Raw genomic sequence first — 19,010 nt, 5'->3', positions numbered from 1 at the left:
AGGATGGATAGATGTTAAGCAAACAAAATAATACTTACTTTAGGAGAAACAAAAAACGAATCATGGTATACCTTGCAATAATATTCATCGTATTTACAGCAAGTAAAACTTATATTGACACCAATATATTTCGGATAAATAAAGTTCAGCTTGATACGGATAAAATCCCATTGGGCACAGAAATTTCTATTATGCAAATTAGTGATGTACATAATAAAGTATTTGGTAACCAGAATGAAAAATTAATTGAAGCGGTTAATCGAAACACTGCCGATATTATTGTTTTGACTGGAGACTTAGTAGATAGGAAGACTTCGAATTATTCCAATGTATTCTCATTGGTTGAGAAACTTGTAGAAATTAATCGACACATTTATTTTGTAACTGGAAACCATGAGTGGGAGAACAAATATACAGAAGAGATATTAGAGGGTCTTTCAAAAAGAGGTGTAACCATCCTAAATAATAAAAACACTCAAATCACGATTGGAACTACTACTATAAATCTAGTCGGGATTGATAATCAATCAACTAACCATGAGAATATTAATCTAGCATTTGACGGTGTGAGCCATGAATTCTATACAGTACTACTTTCCCATTCCCCTACTGTTGTGGAAGAATACCAGGATATTCAGGCTAACTTAATATTGAGTGGGCATACACATGGTGGACAAGTGAGAGTACCACTAATTGGGGCTCTAATCGCTCCTGACCAAGGATTTTTCCCTGAATTGGATAAAGGGATATTTGAAATTAGCAGCAAAAGGTATCTATATATAGATAGTGGCTTGGGGACTAGTGTGTTACCAATTAGATTCTGGAATCAGAGTCAAATTAGTTTGGTTAACGTTGTTGGTACAAACGGAAAGTAACATAAAAAATTTAGAAAAAGCTGTAGCAAAGGCATGTATTATTCTAGCCCTTGCAACAGCTTTTTTTATGTAGTAGTACTTCTTATTCGGCTAGCCCTAGCCCCTTCTAAGCCCTAAGACCTAGCACAAAATATAGCTTAGGCTCATTATCCAGAGTTAATTTCTTCGGTAAGATTAAGTCAAGATCAAGAAAGGAGGCAATTACATGAGAAAGTTTATGTTGTTTATAGGAGGACTAATTGCCCTACTAGTATTACTTGCAAATCTAGGGCCAATGGTTTTACTAGGTCTAAGCATCTGGCTACTTTACATCGTCTTTAAGAAGTTCGTAAAGAGTGATTCTGCTGCAGGGAAAATTGGTTGGGTCATTCTAGGATTATTTATATTAGGCATTGCGTTATCAAACATCTATGCAGTTCTAGGAATCGCAGCTGCATTTGCACTGTTCTGGATAATGAAAAACTGGAAAAAGGAAAAGCGTGAAACCGTAATTCCTACTGATGACAATGATCCATTTACTAACTTTGAACGCCAGTGGGCGGAATTGAATAATTAGGCATTGTATTAATGGAGATATTGGTCTGAGTGGTGCGGGGCTGCTCCCGGTGCTGGCAACCATGTGCCCGTTTGGCGAGAGTATGTGCCCAAGTGTAGCGAGTATGCTCCCGGTGCTGGCAACTATGTGCTCGTTTGGCGAGAGTATGTGCCCAAGGGAAGCAAGGATGCTCCCGATGCAGGCAACCATGTGCCCGTTTGGCGAGAGTATGTGCCCAAGTGTAGCGAGTATGCTCCCGGTGCTGGCAACCATATGCCCGGTATGAGAGAGTATGTGCCCAAGTGTAGCGAGTATGCTCCTGGTGCTGGTAACCATGTGCCCGGTATGAGGGAGAATGTGCCCAAGTGTAGCGAGTATGCTCCCGGTGCAGGCAGCCATGTGCCCGGTATGAGGGAGAATGTGCCCAAGTATAGCGAGTATGCTCCCGATGCAGGCAACCATGCACCCGTCCCACGAGAGTATGTGCCCAAGTGTAGCGAAGATGTACCCAAGCCGAGCAACCATGTGCCCAAACCCAGCAACCATGCACCCACTCCACCACAAGCTCAAAAAGCTAAATAAAACAAAAACAATAAAAAGGAGAGAACACAAATGACAAACGTATTCACACGTATTAAAGATTCAATCGAAGCGGATTTACATGATTTACTAGACAAGAAAGAACAGAAGAACCCAGTTGGTGCATTAAATCAATACTTACGCCAAGCGGAACAAGAAGTAGAGAAGGTTCGCAAATTAATTGAGCGCCAATACAAGTTGAAGGATGAGTTTTCTAAAGAATATTTAAGAGCAGCGGAAATGGCTGAGAAGCGTCAAAAGCAAGCTGCTATTGCAGAAAAAGCTGGAGAAGAGCAAATGCATGCTTTTGCTCAAAAGGAACATGATGAGTATCAAGCACGTGCTGAAAGAATGAAAGCTTCTCGTCAGGAATCAATTGAGCAATTAGAAGAATTAGAACAGAAGTATGAAGAGATGAAACATCGTATTAAAGATATGCGACTTCGTCGGATGGAATTGATGGGACGTGAGAATGTCCTTCATGCTAACCATCAAATTAATCGTGTGATGGATGAAGTATCGGATAAGCCTTTCTCCAAGTTTGCTGAGATGGAGCGTTATATTGACAACTTAGAATATAAGGTAAATAGTGCATACTATAAGAGCACATTTGATAGCAAAATCGCTAAATTAGAAAAGGAATTGGCAGAAAAAGAAAAAGCCAATTAATTGAAATGCGAAATATTACCTAAAAATGGTATACTCATGACACAGGCCCAAGAAATTGGGCCTGAATGAGTTCTTATAAATGGGGGGGATTCCTGCTATGTTCAATAAACTAAAAACAGATACACTCAACTGGATTATGATCGTAGGAGTAATCCTTCTTATTTTCGAAGTTATATTTCATTTTGGTGGAGCAATAATTCCAGCAATATTTTCTGCCATATTTGCATATATCGGGTGGAAAAATTTCCAACAACTATGGGGAAAAGTGTTGTTTTGGATTTTCTTGGTATTTTTTATCTTTTCCATCTTAAATCTTTGGGCAGTTCGCTTTCTAATCGTTGTAGTCATTGTTCTATGGCTAAAGGATTACTCGGAGTCTAAGAAAACTAAAGACCTAGAGCCAATTCTGCCTAGTAATATAATAAATGCTGAAAAGCTAATTAAATTGAAACCACTATTTGAAAACAAATTGTTCGAGGATGCACAGACAGAAGATATGGCCTATCAATGGCGAGATGTAAATATTCACGGTGCAATTGGGGATCGAATAATAGATTTAAGTAACACGGTACTACCAAATGACACGGCCATAATTTCTATTCGCCATTTAGTAGGAAATATCGAGATTTATGTCCCTTATGATGTGGAAGTTAGTATTCATCATAGCTCTGTATTTGGCAGAGCACATATCTTTGATGAAAAAGATATGAATTTAATCAATAAATCACTATTATACCAAACGGAAAATTATGATACGACTTATCCAAGAGTGAAAATCATAACCTCTGTATTCTCCGGTGATATCGAGGTGAAGCGGATATGATGACAGTTCTTCGCCATATGATGATTGGAATGATGTATAGTTTAGTTTTAGTCATTTTATCTGTTGGGTTAACCTTCTTCTTACATGAGGAATTTACTTGGTCCATGCTTTGGGAAATGAAAGTTGGAGATATTTCCTTTCTCATCACAGTTCTAGCTATAGCAACTATCTCTGGTGCGATTTTAGGAATTTCAATCGGTTGGTATTGGAAACAACGGATAGGGTACTTAGATAAACAATTAGATAGATTAACAAAAGGTCAGAGTATCGATACAGATCATTTTTCCTATAAAGAATTAAATAATCTAGAACAAAAAATGATACAGATACAGGAAAAAATTAATAAACAAGCCGAGCATTTCCAGAGTCTCGCGACAAAGCGGGCCGAAGAGAGGGAGCAAAGCTTACAAGATATCGTTGTTCAGGAGCGGAATCGATTAGCAAGGGAACTACATGATTCTGTTAGTCAGGAATTATTTGCTGCTTCAATGATGATGTCTGCTATCAATGAGACGTCAAAAGAGATGGATGTAACCGTAAAAAAACAACTTGGACTAGTTGAAAATATGATTCAACAATCCCAACTTGAAATGCGAGCATTATTACTCCATTTACGTCCAGTAGCACTGAAAGGAAAGTCGCTCTTTGAAGGTGTGGAAGAATTACTAGAAGAACTTAAACAGAAGGTCCCTATGGAAATCTCATGGAAGGTTGAAGATCTTAAAGTTGATAAAGGTGTTGAGGATCAATTGTTCCGAATCTTGCAAGAATCAGTGTCCAATACGCTCCGTCACGCGAAGGCAACAGCTCTTCATGTTACTCTAATAAAACGTGATGATATCGCTATCTTGAGGGTAAAGGATAATGGAATAGGATTTGATATCCATACAGCAAAAACCGGATCATACGGTTTACAGAATATGGAGGAACGTGCACTGGAAGTTGGCGGTACCATGAAGATTGTTTCGTTACCAAATCAAGGTACTCAAATAGAAGTGAAAGTCCCCATTTTACGAAAGGAAGGTGAAGAAGCGTGATAAGAGTATTGTTCGCAGATGATCATGAGATGGTACGGATTGGTGTAACAGCTTATTTATCGGCACAGCCAGATATCGAGGTAATAGCTGAGGCGAGTGATGGTGCCCCAGCTGTGAGCCTTGCCTTAGAACTTAAGCCAGATATTATTCTAATGGATCTAGTGATGAAAGAAATGGACGGCATTGAAGCAACAAAACAGATTATAGAACAATGGCCCGAAGCAAAGATCATTATCGTAACCAGTTTCCTTGATGATGAAAAAGTGTACCCCGCATTGGAAGCAGGCGCGACAAGCTATATGTTAAAAACCTCGAAAGCTATGGAGATAGCTAAAGCCATTCGGTCTACCTATGCTGGTGAATCTGTCCTAGAACCAGAGGTAACGGGGAAAATTATGACTAAAATGCGTGAAAAGCCTGTTGTTCATCTTCATGATCAATTGACGGAACGTGAAAAGGAGATTCTTCTTTTAGTTGCTCAAGGTAAGACTAATCAAGAGATTGCCGATGAATTATTTATTGCACTTAAGACAGTGAAGGTGCATGTAAGTAATATATTAGGAAAGCTTGAAGTGCAGGACCGGACGCAAGCTGTGATTTATGCTTTTAAGCATGACTTGGTGGAATAAGGTGACAATCCTCATTCACATGGGGATTGCCTCTATTCATTCTTCAGATAAAAAATCTCTTACCCTCTCAACATAAGGTTCTCTTTTATACGTATGATACAACTGACTCGACAACTTTACCGGGTCACCAAAGAAGTATCGCTCATACTGCACTTCTCGTGTTCCAAAAGCACTCATGGTTAACTCCCATGCTAACCGAAATAGTTTTACCCGTGAATTGCCATCATCTGCTTTTGATTGTAAGTAATGTTCCAGATCTTCTCTCAACTCCGATTGAAATGTTTTTTCGGTTGGTATTGTCATGATTCCACTACCACTTATCTGTTGGATGATTTCACTAAATCTAGCATATACCTTTGGGAAAATAGTACTCGCTACCTGTAATGTCTTCAGGTCTGGTCGCATAATTCCCCACTCATCCAACTTTGCTTCCACTTCAGCCTTGATGACCAACGCTTTTAATGTCTCCAAAGCAATGATAATTTCCGAGGTCTTCTCCTGTACATGAAGATACTCACCGATATTAATGGAATCGATTATAGCTTGAACTAACCCTAGTACAAACTCTGTTTTTACAATTTGTCTGGATATTGCTTGGTGTATGGAAAAGGGCAGGAAAGAGCTTTTAGTTGCAAATGTATTGGAAACAAGTAAATTATCATAATAAAAAACACGTTCCCATGGTACAAGTACGTCATCAAATATCACAATGCTATCCATTTCTTCATATCGAGAACTTAATGGATAGTTAAAGGTGGAGTCGCCACCAACAAACGATTCTCTACAGATAAATTTTAAACCCTTTTGGTTACTTGGTATGGAAAATGCAAATCCATTTGCTTTATCTTGAATGCCACCAGCTGAAAATACAATGATCTCATCCGTGATTCCACCTCGAGTTGCTAGTAGACGCGCACCTCTTACGATGATTCCTTCTTCAGTTTTATTTATAACTTTGGCAGCGATTGGCTCCTCATCCATATCTTCTAAGTAGAATTGTGCTCGATTTACTTGTGGATTGACAAAGGAATGGGTAAGGGACAAGTCATTCTCCCTAGCGTATTCATAGAAAGCAACCAATCGTTCAGGAAAGCAGTTGTCTTTATCCTCTAAATATGGTGCGGAGGAAGCGAGTGCCATAATGACAGTATTCATATAGTCGGGACTTCTCCCCATCATTCCATTACTCGAAAGTGCCCATTGTTGAGTCATGGTTCTTCTTTTCACCAAATCTTCTTTCGTTTTAGGTTGTAGATAGGACATTCCTACCCGCTCTTTCGACAATGGTGATGTGTAGGTCATGATATCGATTAATGATGGATCGTACTGCATATCAAATAATTTGGCTTGGCTCTTCATAACCCCTTTAAACGCAGCATGCTCACTGATTTTTTCTTGTACAGGTTTACCATCTACCCATACATTTGAATGTAAGTTATCAATTCGTTCTAAATATTTTTCTCCAGTAATGGCGGGCATATGCTCACTCCTTGAAATTAGGATAATGCCTAATAAATAAGATTTCGTGATATATATTTTATTAGAAGTATAAGCAGGTCGTTACAAGATGAAAAAAGAAATTGGTAATGAATAGAATTCTTCCTGAATGTGTACAAAACAGGTAAACTAGTTATAGGAGATTACATGATAATGGAGGTAAGTTATGCCAAGAGGGTTAAGTAAAATAGATTTTACATTTTTTCTCAATCAAACAGTAACTGAAATTGTAGAAATTAACCGCAAACCAACAGGGATAATCTTTGAAAATGCAAATTTAATAATAGAGTGCCCATTTCGTTTAAGAGATTCTGCTGGAATCGTAATGGGTCTTTCAGATTATCAGTATGCACAAGATATGTTTTCTTACAGAACCGTTGAGAAAGTTCTAATTGGAAGGTCTATTAAGAATATCCGCTTATATGAGGATGTGGCAGATTTAGTTATGGAATTTGATGGGGATATCATGCTTGAGCTTTTTCATGATAGTAATTATTTTGAGGGATGGCAGTTACATGGTACCAATGGATTCTACATAAACTCACTTCCTGGAGGAGCATATACATACACGGATTGAGCTTGTACATTCTAAGACTAATTTAGGAGATGGTTTAATGGCAACATATTACCTAGCAATAACTTACGATGTATGTGAACATCAGAACCTGTACCAAGATATGAACGAATACCCAATAAAGTCAACTGATAATCTTATGGAAAAAGTGAAGGAATTAGCCAAACAAGATATTGCACCTATCGTCAAAGTGTATGAATCAGATTCTAATAAATTCACTCATCTTGAACTATATAAAGAATATAAATTCAAAGAGTATGAGTGTAATTGTGAGAATGGAGGAGGAACTTAATCATGCTACTAAACGAAGATTTACAATACTTGAAACGGATTGATTTAAAACAAGAAAATATTTCTTCTTATGATCGTTTTCCACTAAATCTACCAGTAATTAAGAATTTCCAGCAAATTGTATTCCATCCTAATGTGACGTATATAGTTGGGGAGAATGGAATGGGAAAATCTACGCTACTAGAAGCAATTGCAATCGGGCTTGGTTTCAATCCAGAAGGTGGTACGCTGAATTTCAATTTCTCTAGTTATGATTCGCATTCGGATCTGCATGAATATATCCGATTAGCAAAAGGACCATATCGTCCAAAGGATAGTTTTTTCTTTCGAGCAGAATCTTATTATAATTTGGCAACCAATATTGAGGAGTTAGATCGAGAAGGTTTTGGTGGTAGGATTGTTGATTCATTTGGTGGGACCTCTCTTCACGAGCTTTCTCATGGGGAGTCATTTTTTGCAACATTTATCCACCGATTTAGTGAAGAGGGTTTGTACATATTGGATGAACCGGAAGCTGCATTATCACCCTTGAGGCAAATGTCGATGCTAGCTAGGATTCATGAACTAGCAAATGCGGGGTCACAATTTATTATTTCAACTCATTCTCCAATTATTATGGCCTATCCAAATGCCAAAATTATTGAACTAACAGAAGAAGGATTACAAGAAAAGAGATTGGAAGATACAGGTCATTATAAGATTATGAAGCAATTTTTTGAAAATCGAGACCGAATGCTACATCATCTGTTAGATGATAGAAATGAAGACTAGGGGAGATAATGTTTTATGAAAAAAGCAATTATACTAGATGCTTACACCTTGAACCCAGGCGATCTTAACTGGGGACCATTAACTGAACTAGCAAATTTCACTATCTACGAACGGACATCCTTTTCAACAAACGACATCCAATTAATCATCGAACGATCAAAGGAAGCAGAAATAATCTTAACAAACAAAACACCCATAACCAAAGAAGTTATTAAAGAACTACCTAAGCTAAAGTACATCGGTGTACTGGCAACAGGATATGATGTCGTGGATATCCACGCTGCAAACGAGCGAAATATAGTCGTGACGAACATTCCGGCTTATGGGACTAATACAGTAGCTCAAATGACTTTTTCCTTACTTCTAGAGCTGACAAATCATGTTGGGCTTCATCATCAAGCTGTAAAACAAGGTGAGTGGACCAGTAATCAGGATTGGTGTTTCTTTAGAAAACCATTATTGGAACTAACAGGAAAAACACTTGGGATAATTGGTTATGGTCGGATTGGACAAGCCACAAGTAAAATAGCTCAAGCGTTTGGAATGAATGTAATTGCATCGAAACGAACTCCAAATAAGGATCAAGAATCAAACCAAGTGAAGTTCGCCTCTTTAGATGAACTATATGCTAAATCAGATGTCATATCTTTACACTGTCCACTTACGGAAGAAAATAAAGGGATGATTAATAAGGATTCCATCCAAAAGATGAAAGATGGTGTTCTGATAATTAACACAGCAAGAGGGGCTTTAATTCAAGAAGCTGATTTAGCTGAGGCACTAAACAACGGAAAAGTCGGGGGAGCTGCTGTGGATGTTGTATCGTCGGAACCAATAAGGGAAAATAACCCATTATTACATGCAGAAAACTGTATCATCACACCACATATTGCATGGGCCACTGAAGAAGCAAGACAACGCTTATTAGATATCGCAGTAGATAATGTAAAATCATTCCTTACAGGAAATCCTATCAATAAGGTAAATTGATTATCCCTGTAGCTAGAACAATGCCCAGGTTTAACTCCTGGGCATTGTTCTCGTTTTGCATTAGCTCTTCATCTTCTTCAGTTGGTCTTCTGTAATATCTCCAATGATAGGTAACTTAAATAATTTCCCTTGATAAGCCTGTATCATCAATACAATCCATAAAGCTAATGAAAGTGGTGCTAATAACATGGTGAGTGCCCATCCTAAGAAAGGGATAAAGCCCAGTACGATATTAAGAACAAATAATGCAGCAAAAACGATGATGGATTGTAAAGCATGGAATCGCACAAAGTGGCTTTCTTTCTCAATAAGTAAGAAAATTATTCCGGTAACAAATCCAACCACATAGCAAAGTAGGCCAGCAACATTTTCTTCTAAACCGGATGATGTTTTGTTCTTTTCTTGCGTTTCTTCCCCATTCATTTCTGAGTGCTCATTGTTTTCATTTTGTGAATCAGTCAATACTTTTCCCTCCTAATCTCATTATTTAGGGACTGAACTTTTGTCCCATTATGAAGTAAGTATTAGTGCCCATGGTATAACCATATGTGGGCAATAATAGAAAAATACTACATTTATTTATTCCTTAGATTACAGTTTTTCTCAAAAGGCTGTTTTCTAAAAGATTGTTGTTTTTCTGGATAGTTTAAACTAGTAACTAGTAAATAGAAAATGCGCGGTAACTACTCCTAAAATATATGAGTATAGTGGTATGCCACCGCTCCGGCAGAATACTCCGCTTTCCGCGGGCCCGGCCTCAGCCTCCTCGAGGAAAGTTCACCTCTCTAGGGGTCTTCGGACACGTGCTATTCCCGCAGGAGTCTCCGTATTCTGCCTGCGCTGGTTTAGTATTCTAATTATTGTTAATTATTGATCATGTTTTGGATTTATGTGGTTCTATTGCCCTTAATCACTTATTACTAGCGAAGGAAATACACGGAGACTCCTGCGGGAGGAAAGGCATCGGTGAGACCCGCGGGGAGCTTTAGCTCTGAGGAGGCTCACCAGCCGCCCGCGGCAAGGTAGACACTGCGAGGGTCTTTTCGAGCAGATGTCGCCCCTGTGCTGGCAGTAAAAGCGGAGTGTATTTCCGTAGCGGGTATGTTGCTCCCAAATTAGATTATTAGCCGCGCAGTTTCTATCAACTGCAACAAACTGTAAGAAAACAGCCTTCTAGAAAAAGAACTTCTACCAATAAAGTTGCATACTAAAACCCGCTAAACAAGTTAATACATTTCTCTTTATGATCAATGTCCTCTCCATCATTTTTTAAGCCTACCAGATATCTTTATGATGGAAGTTATAGGAAATTACGTTGTCCTTCAAACTTTAAAAGGAAAAATCCGGTAAAATGAAAACTTTTTGGCTGCTTTTTCGTATAGAATAGAGATAGATTAATTAACTTAATTTTGGAGGCAGCTATTGATGAAAGAAATAAAACTAGAAAACTCGTTATCTCCAATGTTTCCTAAAATGCGTAGGGTTTCAGAGTTGATAGGGAATATTATTGGGCTTATCGTTATTGGGATATTCTTTTGGTTACAACATTACTTTGAATGGCCAATGTGGGTTTATTGGATTTTGGTTGGCTTAGTTATATTGAGTGTTATTGGAATAATTTGGTCCATTTTTGAACCTACATATTTATATCGAAGTTGGAGTTACCAGTATGATGATGAATATCTCCAATTAAGCTATGGGATTTTTAATAGAGAGTGGGTTACGGTACCAATGACGAAGATTCAATCTGTTACCACTAGTCAGGGTCCAATAATGAGACGATACCATGTCCGTTCCATTAAGGTAGAGACAGTTGGATCTTCTCATGTGATTCCCGCTCTAGAAGAAAATGTCGCACTCGCACTAAGAGAAAAGATAGCAGAGCTAGCGAAACTGAAGGAAGTGGATGAATAATGCGATTTCATCCGTTGACTATTGCTTTTCGAATCTATCAATTAGTGAAGAGTAATTTTTTCTTTGCAATTTTATTATTTGTATTTAATAGGGAGTCAGAGTTCTGGCTTGTGAAGTATGGTAGGTATGTATTTTTACTTTATATACTCCTACGCTTAATTTACATTATTACCGCATGGTTTGTAGAGAAGTATGAATGGAAGGACCGAGTGTTTCATATTCATAAAGGGATTTTTGTGAAACAATCTAGCACCATACCGTTCTCAAGAATTCAGAATGTGACAAGGAAGACAACGGTCTTTCACAAAGTGTTTGGTCTAACCTCCTTAACATTTGAAACTGCAATGGATGGGGTAGAAGATGCTATACATTATGAAGTGATTACCAAAAAACATGCTCAAGATTTAATTGATTTAGTTAAAGCAAAGCAAGATAGTCATACTTCAAATGAAAGTCAGTATGAAAATGAATTACAAGCCCAGCCTGAAGAAGAGGATTCCATTTCCGAAACAGACCGAACAATTCATTTTACTCCAGAACGTAAAGACTTGTGGAAGGCAAGTTTTACATCATTAAGCTTTCTAGCCATCATTCCTATTGGTGCAGGATTGTTAGATTATGCAGAACCTCTAATAGAGGATATCGATCGGTTCGAAGGAATGTTTCAACTGTTGCTGAGTAGTTCATGGTTGATTGGTATTCTGATTGCATTTCTGGTCATCGTGGCGGTAACGTTTGGAGTTGCTAGAACATTTATCCGTTACGGAAAATATGAAATATCTTCGGATGATACCCATATTTACATTGATAGAGGAGTTTTAAATGAAAGCTACTTTGCGATTGAAAAGAATAAGATTCAAGGATTGGAAATGGAACAGACTTTTTTAAAACGTTTATTTGGGTTAGCAGAAGTAAAACTGATTAGTTCAGCCAAGCCGAATATAGAGGATGGTTCCTTAAATGTAAACTCATTATATCCATTTTTACCAGTAGAAAAGGCTTATCAGTTAATAGAAGAATTATTACCAATCTATCAGATAAATAGTAGATTAGAACGGTTACCACGTATCGCTTTATGGCTTAGATTATTGCGACCAAGTTGGTTCTTTGTTATTGCAACAATTGTATTATTTTTTATTAAGCCTGATTTTCTACACATTACTTGGTGGGTGTGGAGTCTAATACTATTATGTATCATCTTACTAAACAGGGTGCTAGATTATATTCATACAAGGTATGTTGTAACAGATGATCAGATCCAATGGTGGCATGGAGGTTTGACCAGTCGTATGTTTATTACGAAAAGGAAAAATGTAGTAGAAATGAGTTATTCTCAGTCGAGATTGCAAAGTCATTTTAATGTTGCATCTGTGTCAACGATAAATCGTTCTACTCCCATACACGTTGAGATTATTCAAGACATTCCACTAGGCTTTGCCATGGGGATTATAGAGTGGTATTTCAAGCGGAGAGAAGATGTGGAAATAGAAAATAGAAGTAGATAAAACAGGAGGAACATAAATGGGCTCCAGTGTGGTTTTTCGGTGGTTCAATAGGAACAATTAAATATTTACAATTATACCTAAGGGGGAAATATATGCTGTTATTACTTTCTTTATTTGTAACGGTTTTTGGTTTAATTGCTTCGATAAAACCAGAATTCATTTGGCAACTAACCGAAAGTTGGAAGTCCAATGATGCCACCGAGCCTTCTGATTTTTATATTTTTTCCACACGCTTTGGTGGAGTATGTTGCACTTTGGCTGGAATTGGTGGGCTGGTTGTATTCTTTTTTTTGGAATAAATTTATACTAGGTAAGGTGAGATGGACATTGAAGAGTACTGTAATTAGAAGACCTAGAAAAAAGGACATTATAAAAATCCAAGAATTATTCCGATTGGTAGTAACAGATACGTTTCAGAAGGAAGGCATAGCGGAGCTACTCGATGATATAGAAGAAGAGATACAAACGAAGATTACCTATCTAAATCAAGATATAGGAACTGGTGGTACAGATAGATATTTCCTTATTGCAGAAGTTGATGAGAAAATTATCGGAACAATAGAATTTGGTCCTGCAAGTGACTTGATTAAAAAATGGACTAATGATGCATTCCGGAGCCTATATGAAGTAGGTACGGTGTTCGTTCATCCAAGTTATCAAAGTAAGGGAATAGGTAACCAATTATTAAATGAGATATATGTTGCTCTCCAGAATCGGGGAGCCCAAGAATTTTGTTTAGACTCCGGTTACAAACGATCCCAAACAATCTGGCGTAAAAAGTTTGGGGAACCAGATTATGTAATAACGGATTTATGGGGAGACGGTGCACACCATATGATTTGGAGGGTTACATTGTTATAGAGGGTGATGATTCTCCACAGGCGTGTATTAAAGATTAATAGATTATGTTAAACCGGTGAACTAATTGGATAGGGGGAAGTATGTTGAATTGCAACCATGCATTAGTCTTTGGTGGGACAGGTATGCTTCTTGAAGCTACTGGTTGGATTGCAGAACATGTCAATCATACGGTTGTTTTTGGTAGAAATAGACAACGATTAGAGCGTTTGAGCAATCAATATGGAGAACATGGTCTTAAAGTACAGGAACTAGATTATTCTAGTACAGATTCTTTAAAGCAACAGATTATACATGCATATGAGGAGAATGGTGAGATTGACCTTGTAGTTGCATGGATTCATAGTACTGCCCCAGATGCTATCCCGACTATCAAAGGGCAAATAGCAGCGCTTCAAAGGCACCATCATTGGACATTGGTACTGGTGAAGGGAAGTAGTAGCCATTTGAATAGTATTACAACTATTGAGCAGGATATTCCAGTTAATTGTACAGTAAAAGAAGTGCAATTAGGTTTTATCTATAATGGAGGGACTTCTAGATGGTTAAACCATCATGAGATATCAGAGGGTGTTATTGCAGGAATACAAAGCAAGAAGAGAAAAATAGTTGTGGGTACACTGGAACCTTGGGAAAAGAGACCGTAAAGGGAGGGGAGAGAAAAAGTGAAGTTTAGATTAGCTGAAACAAAGGACATGGATCAACTCATTAAAATGAGATGGGATTTTACAAATGAATACGATGAAAGTAAATCAAATGAATCCTATGAAGACTTCAGAGAAGAATGCCAAGTTTTTTTAGAAAATGCGATTAGTGGTTCGGATTGGTACATTTGGGTTGCAGAAGAGAACGATAGAATTGTATCCCATATATACATAGAGCTGGTTCAGAAGGTGCCTCGTCCTGGTAGAGTGACACGTCCTTTTGCTTACATGACGAATGTATATACTGTTCCAGATTATAGAAGTAAGGGAGTTGGGAGTAAGTTATTACGTTCGATTAATAGTTGGATTAAGGAACGTAAATATGAGTTTGTAATCGTGTGGCCTAGTGATGAAGCGATAGACTATTATAAGAGAAATGGATACGTCCATAGTACAGAGCCAATGGAATATTTTCCTTCGTAATCATGCATACATAACGTGGAAAGATTTTATAGATAGGAGGTTATAACATGTTTATTGTGAATGTGGAAGGTGCAATTTATCGTGATGATAAATGGCTATTAATCCAACGAAGTGAAAAAGAGGAACATGCAGGTGGAGGGCTTTCTCTTGTTGGCGGGAAATGTGAACTAGAGGGTAATTCTAGGGATATATTGGAAAGAACGTTACATAGGGAAATAGATGAAGAAGTAGGAATAGAGGTATCCATTCTTAAGTATGTCAATAGTTCTTCCTTTATATCGGATTCTGGTTTGAATGTTATTGATATAGTATTTCTATGTCAACATAAATCAGGAGAACCTTTTGCTAAAAGTAGGGAAGAAGTGGATGATGTAATATGGATGACGACATCGGAAATCTTAGCACATGGTGAATTACCTGACTTTCTAAAGGAAAATGTTAAACTGGCTGATAAGTTAGTAAAAGAGATTAAGTGAATAGATTAATTATAACTATAAAAGTGAGGGACAGAAAATGGAGCGAAAAATCCAGATATTATCTACCGAAGGCCTGTCAATGGAATATTCAATTATAGGAAAAGGAGAACCCATATTAGTAATGCACGGTGGTCACTCCAATTGTTTGGAGGAATTTGGATATGAAGCTTTAGTAGAAAGTGGTTATTCCATTATCACCCCATCAAGACCTGGTTATGGTGGGACATCTAAGGAAATTGGAGAGAGTCTCAATACAGCTTGTGATTATTACGTGAGATTAATAGATTATCTGAAAATAAATAAGGTCCATTTACTTGGAATTTCTGCAGGCGGTCCCAGTGCAATCTTTTTCGCTTCCAAATATCCAGAAAGAGTTCGTACACTTACATTACAATCAGCAGTAACAAAAACATGGCTAACAAAGAAAGATAAAGAATATAAAGCTGCAAGGATATTATTTCATCCGAGAGTAGAAAATTTTACATGGGGTTTAATTTCCTCCATAAACAATGTCTTCCCAAAGTTTATCTTTAAGCAAATGTTCTCTTCGTTTAGTAGCCTATCATACGCTAATGCTAAAGAAAAAATATTACAAGATGATGTGGAAGCTGTGCGGAAAATGAATAATCGCCAACGATCCGGTTATGGATTTATGATAGATTTGATACAAGTAAATGATATTACAATAGAAGATTTAAAGGGAATCAAATGTCCAACACTTATTATGCATAGTAAACATGATAGTTCTGTTCCAATAGAGCATCCCAATTTTGCACATAAAAATATTCCTACGTCAGAACTTTGTATTCTTAACTCGTGGGGCCATTTAATTTGGCTCGGAAAATCTTCTCATGAAATAAATAGTAGGCTATGTGAATTCCTTCAAGTAAATAAGTTGTCCACACAAAATAACTGACAACCACTTCTGACTTCTGTTTCATACAACCATATTAAAAATCCCCACCATATGTGGAGATTTTTAATATCACCTATAAACACTTTCACAGGTGTTTGCCTGTGGTTCATAATAGCAATGTTGTTTATACTGTCCTGCAAATGGTTGATCGTACCATGTAGGTGGGCATGGACCGTACGGATTAAAATACCAAAGTGAATACTTAGAGGGATGCTCTCTCCAATAATCTAAGTTTTGTTTAGCCAATCTCTTTTCTACACTCCTTGCCCGATTATAAAATACATTACCTTTTTGTACTGCTTCAAACGAATAATTACCACCCTGAACTTGGTAGATGACATCCGGTATTGTCCTGACATCAACAAAGTCCAGGCAATCTGCTACTGCTCGATTGACAATGACATTGCCAACCATAAGCATTCCTAGTTTTCCTTCGCCTTCAGCTTCAGCCCTCATCATCCTTGCCATTAACGCAATATCACTGTCTGTATATTTTACTCGCACCAATTTTATCACCTCTATAAGAAGTGTATGTAAAAAAGGGCAAAAAGGTTTCATAGGACAACTACTTTACCTTAGTACACTTGGAAATATCTTGTATAAGTATTTGGAATATTATGCTAACATAGTTGTGAGAGATCACGAATTGAAATGGGGAGTACTTTGGCACATAAGTTAGCAGGTGGAGTTGTAGTCATCCAGGATGGGAAGGTCTTATTAGTTAAGGACGATAGCGGTTGGAGTTTGCCAAAAGGAGGAACCGAGTCAGGTGAAACCTTCCATGTAACAGCAGCAAGGGAAGGGTTAGAGGAAACGGGATTTAACATTAATGTCAAAGAGGTCGCTTTCATTTCCGAATACACCTCAAGAGAATATGGACAATATTTACATGTTTATTATTGGGGAGAAATTATAGCGGAGAATAAACAGGAACTTGATGAAGAAATTGTCGATACTCGGTTTGTTGCAATAGATGAGATACGGGACTATTTATCTTTTCGACCATGGGTAATTCCTTTAGAAAATTGGCTGAAGGATAGAAATCTAAGGTATTACTGTTTTGATTTGGATCAAGTTAGTGTAGAGGTATAGGAAAACTAAGTTATTGGAGATAGAATGAATGGGTTTGTATTGGTTTATGCTTATTTTCTGTGTTGCTGTTGTGTTGTTAGTTGCTATTGTTATCCCTTGGATTCTGATTGCATTATTACTTGAAACAATTCGTGATAGAAAAAAGAACGTAATTCGGATAAAAAAGACAAAAGAAGATTATAAAGCCATGATGAAGTTTGTAGGTGCAATGCTAGCTGCTATTTTAATTGCAATTTTTCTAGGAAATGCAGGAGTACCATATATAAAAGACTTTCCATATGTTTTGGAGGGCGATTATTTATTTGAAGAAGGGACCATTAATCATGTCCGAGATGTCGGAAAGGATAATAAAAATGAGATAGAAGTAGATGGAGGATTATACTATTCTACGAAAATAAAACCAAGGCATCTGGGAAGAAACATTACGTTTGAATACTTACCACATACCAAAATAATCGTTTCATATGAATTGGATAATAATTAGATTGTGTGCCACCATTTGCTTGATTAATAGAAACTGATTTCTCGTGGTATTTCCTGTCAAAAATAAGGAGTTCTAACTTATGATCAGAAAAGCAGTAGGTGCGATTGTTTTCCAAATGGATAAATTATTAGTCGTACATAAAATCAAAATGAATACAAAAAAAGGTAAACAACCCATTAATGGCGAATGGGATTTTATAAAAGGTGGCGTGGAAGAAGAAGATAAGGATGTACAGCATGCTATATTAAGAGAATTAAAGGAAGAAACCGGTTCGGGAGATTTTAGGATAGTGAAACAATTAGACGATAAAATCTGCTTTAATTTCCCTGCTACAGTCCAGGAACAAATTGGTTATAGTAGTCAAGAAACAACGATGTTCCTGGTAGAGTTTATCGGTGATATAGAGTTACTACAGCCGAACGATAATGAGATTAGTGAGGTTGCATTTATAGATCTAGATAAAGTGAATGAAGTATTAACACATCAGGATACGTTGGATTATTTTTTGAGAAATGAAAAAGAGTTTAAGTTTAACTAAGGCTGTTTTGCAAAGCTTGTAGATAATAATAGAACCAGTCAAGTTAATTAAAAACAAATAATTAAAGGTAGGAATTTGAAATGATTCTTCGTAACGGTGTTACTGGATTTAATAGGCCAAACGATATTAGCGTAGATGGAGTTTTCTTTAAAAAAATCTGCTACTCTGTCATTCATAATCATGGTGGGGAAATTATTTCTTTTAACGAACCAGAATATGCACGAAATTATTATCAAGTCAAAATCACGATGAATGGTGATGACTTATATATTTTATTAAATGGTACATATCCATTTCTTACATTTGCATCATCTATTGAGGATGTTACTGCTATTAGGTTTGTAACACATGATAAACTTGCAGCTGAATTCAATCCTTATTACCGGATTTTACTCCCGGAAGAACTAGACAATCTGTTAGTGATAAAAGAACAAAGCGGAAGAATATCGATAGAAATTGAAAATGAATTAAATGATGCCGAACTCACTAACATAAAATATTGGAAACCGAGAAGAATTGGGGACGTTGTTTTTAATTCTTGGGATTAACTAATTGTAAATAGAAAAGGGGGAAGTACCATGTGGTGGGCAATTCTTATTATCATGATTGCATATCTTCCAATGTTCTATAGAATTCATAAACGACTTGATTATCTAGAAAATGAAGTTAAAAGATTAAAAGGCGAAGATGGTCCGTATTAATTGGTAGTGTAAAAAGTTCTATGAAAAGCCCATAAAAATAAAATACCCACACTTTTGATGGTGGAAATCTTACCGCCATCGCTCTTGACAAACACGACAATGGTTTACGGGTGTGGTGTCAAGGGCGAA

26 protein-coding genes are annotated in these 19,010 nt (G+C 37.1%); 23 read left to right on the top strand and 3 right to left on the bottom strand.

Annotation, left to right across the window (positions count from 1 at the left end; translation table 11 throughout):
- The first annotated feature begins 11 nt into the window (after positions 1-11).
- The 6 genes from BN999_RS19950 to BN999_RS19920 all read left to right on the top strand — a co-directional run bounded on the left by BN999_RS19950 (position 12) and on the right by BN999_RS19920 (position 5,147).
- Complete coding sequence (locus BN999_RS19950) at positions 12-875, top strand: metallophosphoesterase (protein WP_096274491.1); 864 nt, start codon at positions 12-14, stop codon at positions 873-875.
- Positions 876-1,080: 205 nt separating this feature from the next.
- Positions 1,081-1,431, top strand: a complete 351-nt coding sequence (locus tag BN999_RS19945; protein ID WP_096274489.1) for a lmo0954 family membrane protein — start codon at positions 1,081-1,083, stop codon at positions 1,429-1,431.
- A gap of 591 nt (positions 1,432-2,022) precedes the next feature.
- Positions 2,023-2,658, top strand: a complete 636-nt coding sequence (locus BN999_RS19935) for a PspA/IM30 family protein (protein ID WP_096274485.1) — start codon at positions 2,023-2,025, stop codon at positions 2,656-2,658.
- 97 nt (positions 2,659-2,755) lie between these two features.
- Entirely contained in the window at positions 2,756-3,481 is a 726-nt protein-coding gene (gene liaF / locus BN999_RS19930; protein ID WP_096274483.1) for a cell wall-active antibiotics response protein LiaF, read from the top strand.
- Positions 3,478-4,518 carry a sensor histidine kinase gene (locus BN999_RS19925; RefSeq protein WP_096274481.1) on the top strand — a complete coding sequence of 347 codons (1,041 nt, stop codon included), beginning with the start codon at positions 3,478-3,480 and terminating at the stop codon, positions 4,516-4,518. Before liaF ends, BN999_RS19925 begins: the two co-directional genes overlap by 4 nt.
- Positions 4,515-5,147 carry a response regulator gene (locus tag BN999_RS19920; protein ID WP_096274478.1) on the top strand — a complete coding sequence of 211 codons (633 nt, stop codon included), beginning with the start codon at positions 4,515-4,517 and terminating at the stop codon, positions 5,145-5,147. The genes BN999_RS19925 and BN999_RS19920 overlap by 4 nt, the downstream gene beginning before the upstream one ends.
- Positions 5,148-5,183: 36 nt before the next feature.
- Here the strand turns inward: BN999_RS19920 and hpaB are convergent, their stop codons facing one another.
- Positions 5,184-6,626 (bottom strand): 4-hydroxyphenylacetate 3-monooxygenase, oxygenase component, encoded by a 1,443-nt coding sequence (gene hpaB, locus BN999_RS19915; RefSeq protein WP_096274476.1) that lies wholly within the window; start codon positions 6,624-6,626, stop codon positions 5,184-5,186.
- Positions 6,627-6,810: 184 nt separating this feature from the next.
- On the opposite strand from hpaB, the gene BN999_RS19910 reads away from it, so the two are divergent.
- From BN999_RS19910 to BN999_RS19895, 4 genes are read left to right on the top strand one after another with little or no spacing between them, the layout of a single operon-like run.
- Positions 6,811-7,221 (top strand): DUF6188 family protein, encoded by a 411-nt coding sequence (locus BN999_RS19910; protein WP_096274474.1) that lies wholly within the window; start codon positions 6,811-6,813, stop codon positions 7,219-7,221.
- 37 nt (positions 7,222-7,258) lie between these two features.
- A complete protein-coding gene (locus BN999_RS19905) occupies positions 7,259-7,510 on the top strand; it encodes a hypothetical protein (protein WP_096274472.1) in 252 nt (83 codons plus the stop codon).
- A 2-nt stretch (positions 7,511-7,512) separates the two neighbouring features.
- Positions 7,513-8,280, top strand: a complete 768-nt coding sequence (locus BN999_RS19900) for an AAA family ATPase (RefSeq protein ID WP_096274470.1) — start codon at positions 7,513-7,515, stop codon at positions 8,278-8,280.
- Between the two features lie 15 nt (positions 8,281-8,295).
- Positions 8,296-9,270: a D-2-hydroxyacid dehydrogenase gene (locus BN999_RS19895; protein WP_096274468.1), complete on the top strand. Its 975-nt coding sequence runs from the start codon at positions 8,296-8,298 to the stop codon at positions 9,268-9,270.
- A gap of 60 nt (positions 9,271-9,330) precedes the next feature.
- Here BN999_RS19895 and BN999_RS19890 read toward each other — a convergent pair whose 3' ends face one another.
- A complete protein-coding gene (locus BN999_RS19890; protein WP_306419021.1) occupies positions 9,331-9,732 on the bottom strand; it encodes a DUF4870 domain-containing protein in 402 nt (133 codons plus the stop codon).
- A gap of 963 nt (positions 9,733-10,695) precedes the next feature.
- Here BN999_RS19890 and BN999_RS19885 point away from each other — a divergent pair.
- The 8 genes from BN999_RS19885 (at position 10,696) to BN999_RS19850 (ending at position 16,066) form a co-directional block, all read left to right on the top strand.
- Positions 10,696-11,184 carry a PH domain-containing protein gene (locus BN999_RS19885; protein ID WP_096274467.1) on the top strand — a complete coding sequence of 163 codons (489 nt, stop codon included), beginning with the start codon at positions 10,696-10,698 and terminating at the stop codon, positions 11,182-11,184.
- Complete coding sequence (locus tag BN999_RS19880; protein WP_096274465.1) at positions 11,184-12,689, top strand: PH domain-containing protein; 1,506 nt, start codon at positions 11,184-11,186, stop codon at positions 12,687-12,689. Before BN999_RS19885 ends, BN999_RS19880 begins: the two co-directional genes overlap by 1 nt.
- A gap of 92 nt (positions 12,690-12,781) precedes the next feature.
- Entirely contained in the window at positions 12,782-12,988 is a 207-nt protein-coding gene (locus BN999_RS19875; protein ID WP_096274595.1) for a DUF6199 family natural product biosynthesis protein, read from the top strand.
- A 28-nt stretch (positions 12,989-13,016) separates the two neighbouring features.
- Positions 13,017-13,550, top strand: coding sequence for a GNAT family N-acetyltransferase (locus BN999_RS19870; protein ID WP_176482055.1), 534 nt, complete (start codon positions 13,017-13,019; stop codon positions 13,548-13,550).
- 83 nt (positions 13,551-13,633) lie between these two features.
- Positions 13,634-14,194 carry a short-chain dehydrogenase gene (locus BN999_RS19865; RefSeq protein ID WP_096274461.1) on the top strand — a complete coding sequence of 187 codons (561 nt, stop codon included), beginning with the start codon at positions 13,634-13,636 and terminating at the stop codon, positions 14,192-14,194.
- Positions 14,195-14,212: 18 nt separating this feature from the next.
- The gene (locus BN999_RS19860) at positions 14,213-14,674 is read left to right on the top strand and encodes a GNAT family N-acetyltransferase (protein ID WP_096274459.1); all 462 of its coding nucleotides are present in this window, start codon (positions 14,213-14,215) and stop codon (positions 14,672-14,674) included.
- A 47-nt stretch (positions 14,675-14,721) separates the two neighbouring features.
- The gene (locus BN999_RS19855; RefSeq protein ID WP_096274457.1) at positions 14,722-15,150 is read left to right on the top strand and encodes an NUDIX hydrolase; all 429 of its coding nucleotides are present in this window, start codon (positions 14,722-14,724) and stop codon (positions 15,148-15,150) included.
- Between the two features lie 37 nt (positions 15,151-15,187).
- On the top strand, positions 15,188-16,066 hold the full coding sequence (locus BN999_RS19850; RefSeq protein WP_096274455.1) for an alpha/beta fold hydrolase: 879 nt from the start codon (positions 15,188-15,190) through the stop codon (positions 16,064-16,066).
- 69 nt (positions 16,067-16,135) lie between these two features.
- Here BN999_RS19850 and BN999_RS19845 read toward each other — a convergent pair whose 3' ends face one another.
- On the bottom strand, positions 16,136-16,573 hold the full coding sequence (locus BN999_RS19845; protein WP_096274453.1) for a cell wall hydrolase: 438 nt from the start codon (positions 16,571-16,573) through the stop codon (positions 16,136-16,138).
- Between the two features lie 156 nt (positions 16,574-16,729).
- Here BN999_RS19845 and BN999_RS19840 point away from each other — a divergent pair, with 156 nt between their 5' ends.
- The 5 genes from BN999_RS19840 (at position 16,730) to BN999_RS21135 (ending at position 18,881) form a co-directional block, all read left to right on the top strand.
- Entirely contained in the window at positions 16,730-17,158 is a 429-nt protein-coding gene (locus tag BN999_RS19840; protein ID WP_176482056.1) for an NUDIX hydrolase, read from the top strand.
- 28 nt (positions 17,159-17,186) lie between these two features.
- A complete protein-coding gene (locus BN999_RS19835) occupies positions 17,187-17,642 on the top strand; it encodes a hypothetical protein (protein ID WP_096274449.1) in 456 nt (151 codons plus the stop codon).
- Positions 17,643-17,721: 79 nt separating this feature from the next.
- Complete coding sequence (locus BN999_RS19830) at positions 17,722-18,180, top strand: NUDIX hydrolase (protein ID WP_096274447.1); 459 nt, start codon at positions 17,722-17,724, stop codon at positions 18,178-18,180.
- An 80-nt stretch (positions 18,181-18,260) separates the two neighbouring features.
- On the top strand, positions 18,261-18,728 hold the full coding sequence (locus tag BN999_RS19825) for a hypothetical protein (protein WP_096274445.1): 468 nt from the start codon (positions 18,261-18,263) through the stop codon (positions 18,726-18,728).
- A gap of 30 nt (positions 18,729-18,758) precedes the next feature.
- The gene (locus tag BN999_RS21135) at positions 18,759-18,881 is read left to right on the top strand and encodes a hypothetical protein (protein ID WP_255247539.1); all 123 of its coding nucleotides are present in this window, start codon (positions 18,759-18,761) and stop codon (positions 18,879-18,881) included.
- Positions 18,882-19,010: the final 129 nt, after the last annotated feature.

This window comes from Paucisalibacillus globulus (assembly GCF_900184735.1).
GTDB classification, from domain to species: domain Bacteria; phylum Bacillota; class Bacilli; order Bacillales; family Amphibacillaceae; genus Ornithinibacillus; species Ornithinibacillus globulus_B.
The sequence above is the reverse complement of the archived record's forward strand: the minus strand, read 5'-3'. Positions and strand labels throughout refer to the sequence as shown.

What these genes read in the sequence shown, in the direction of transcription:
- BN999_RS19875 (WP_096274595.1), top strand. Translation starts at nt 12,782, where the DNA reads ATGCTGTTATTACTTTCTTTATTTGTAACGGTTTTTGGTTTAATTGCT.
- BN999_RS19830 (WP_096274447.1), top strand. Translation starts at nt 17,722, where the DNA reads ATGATCAGAAAAGCAGTAGGTGCGATTGTTTTCCAAATGGATAAATTA.
- BN999_RS19935 (WP_096274485.1), top strand. Translation starts at nt 2,023, where the DNA reads ATGACAAACGTATTCACACGTATTAAAGATTCAATCGAAGCGGATTTA.
- BN999_RS19910 (WP_096274474.1), top strand. Translation starts at nt 6,811, where the DNA reads ATGCCAAGAGGGTTAAGTAAAATAGATTTTACATTTTTTCTCAATCAA.
- BN999_RS19855 (WP_096274457.1), top strand. Translation starts at nt 14,722, where the DNA reads ATGTTTATTGTGAATGTGGAAGGTGCAATTTATCGTGATGATAAATGG.
- BN999_RS19880 (WP_096274465.1), top strand. Translation starts at nt 11,184, where the DNA reads ATGCGATTTCATCCGTTGACTATTGCTTTTCGAATCTATCAATTAGTG.
- liaF (WP_096274483.1), top strand. Translation starts at nt 2,756, where the DNA reads ATGTTCAATAAACTAAAAACAGATACACTCAACTGGATTATGATCGTA.
- BN999_RS21135 (WP_255247539.1), top strand. Translation starts at nt 18,759, where the DNA reads ATGTGGTGGGCAATTCTTATTATCATGATTGCATATCTTCCAATGTTC.
- BN999_RS19885 (WP_096274467.1), top strand. Translation starts at nt 10,696, where the DNA reads ATGAAAGAAATAAAACTAGAAAACTCGTTATCTCCAATGTTTCCTAAA.
- BN999_RS19905 (WP_096274472.1), top strand. Translation starts at nt 7,259, where the DNA reads ATGGCAACATATTACCTAGCAATAACTTACGATGTATGTGAACATCAG.
- BN999_RS19825 (WP_096274445.1), top strand. Translation starts at nt 18,261, where the DNA reads ATGATTCTTCGTAACGGTGTTACTGGATTTAATAGGCCAAACGATATT.
- BN999_RS19945 (WP_096274489.1), top strand. Translation starts at nt 1,081, where the DNA reads ATGAGAAAGTTTATGTTGTTTATAGGAGGACTAATTGCCCTACTAGTA.
- BN999_RS19950 (WP_096274491.1), top strand. Translation starts at nt 12, where the DNA reads ATGTTAAGCAAACAAAATAATACTTACTTTAGGAGAAACAAAAAACGA.
- BN999_RS19925 (WP_096274481.1), top strand. Translation starts at nt 3,478, where the DNA reads ATGATGACAGTTCTTCGCCATATGATGATTGGAATGATGTATAGTTTA.
- BN999_RS19900 (WP_096274470.1), top strand. Translation starts at nt 7,513, where the DNA reads ATGCTACTAAACGAAGATTTACAATACTTGAAACGGATTGATTTAAAA.
- BN999_RS19895 (WP_096274468.1), top strand. Translation starts at nt 8,296, where the DNA reads ATGAAAAAAGCAATTATACTAGATGCTTACACCTTGAACCCAGGCGAT.
- BN999_RS19835 (WP_096274449.1), top strand. Translation starts at nt 17,187, where the DNA reads ATGGGTTTGTATTGGTTTATGCTTATTTTCTGTGTTGCTGTTGTGTTG.
- BN999_RS19850 (WP_096274455.1), top strand. Translation starts at nt 15,188, where the DNA reads ATGGAGCGAAAAATCCAGATATTATCTACCGAAGGCCTGTCAATGGAA.
- hpaB (WP_096274476.1), bottom strand. Translation starts at nt 6,626, where the DNA reads ATGCCCGCCATTACTGGAGAAAAATATTTAGAACGAATTGATAACTTA.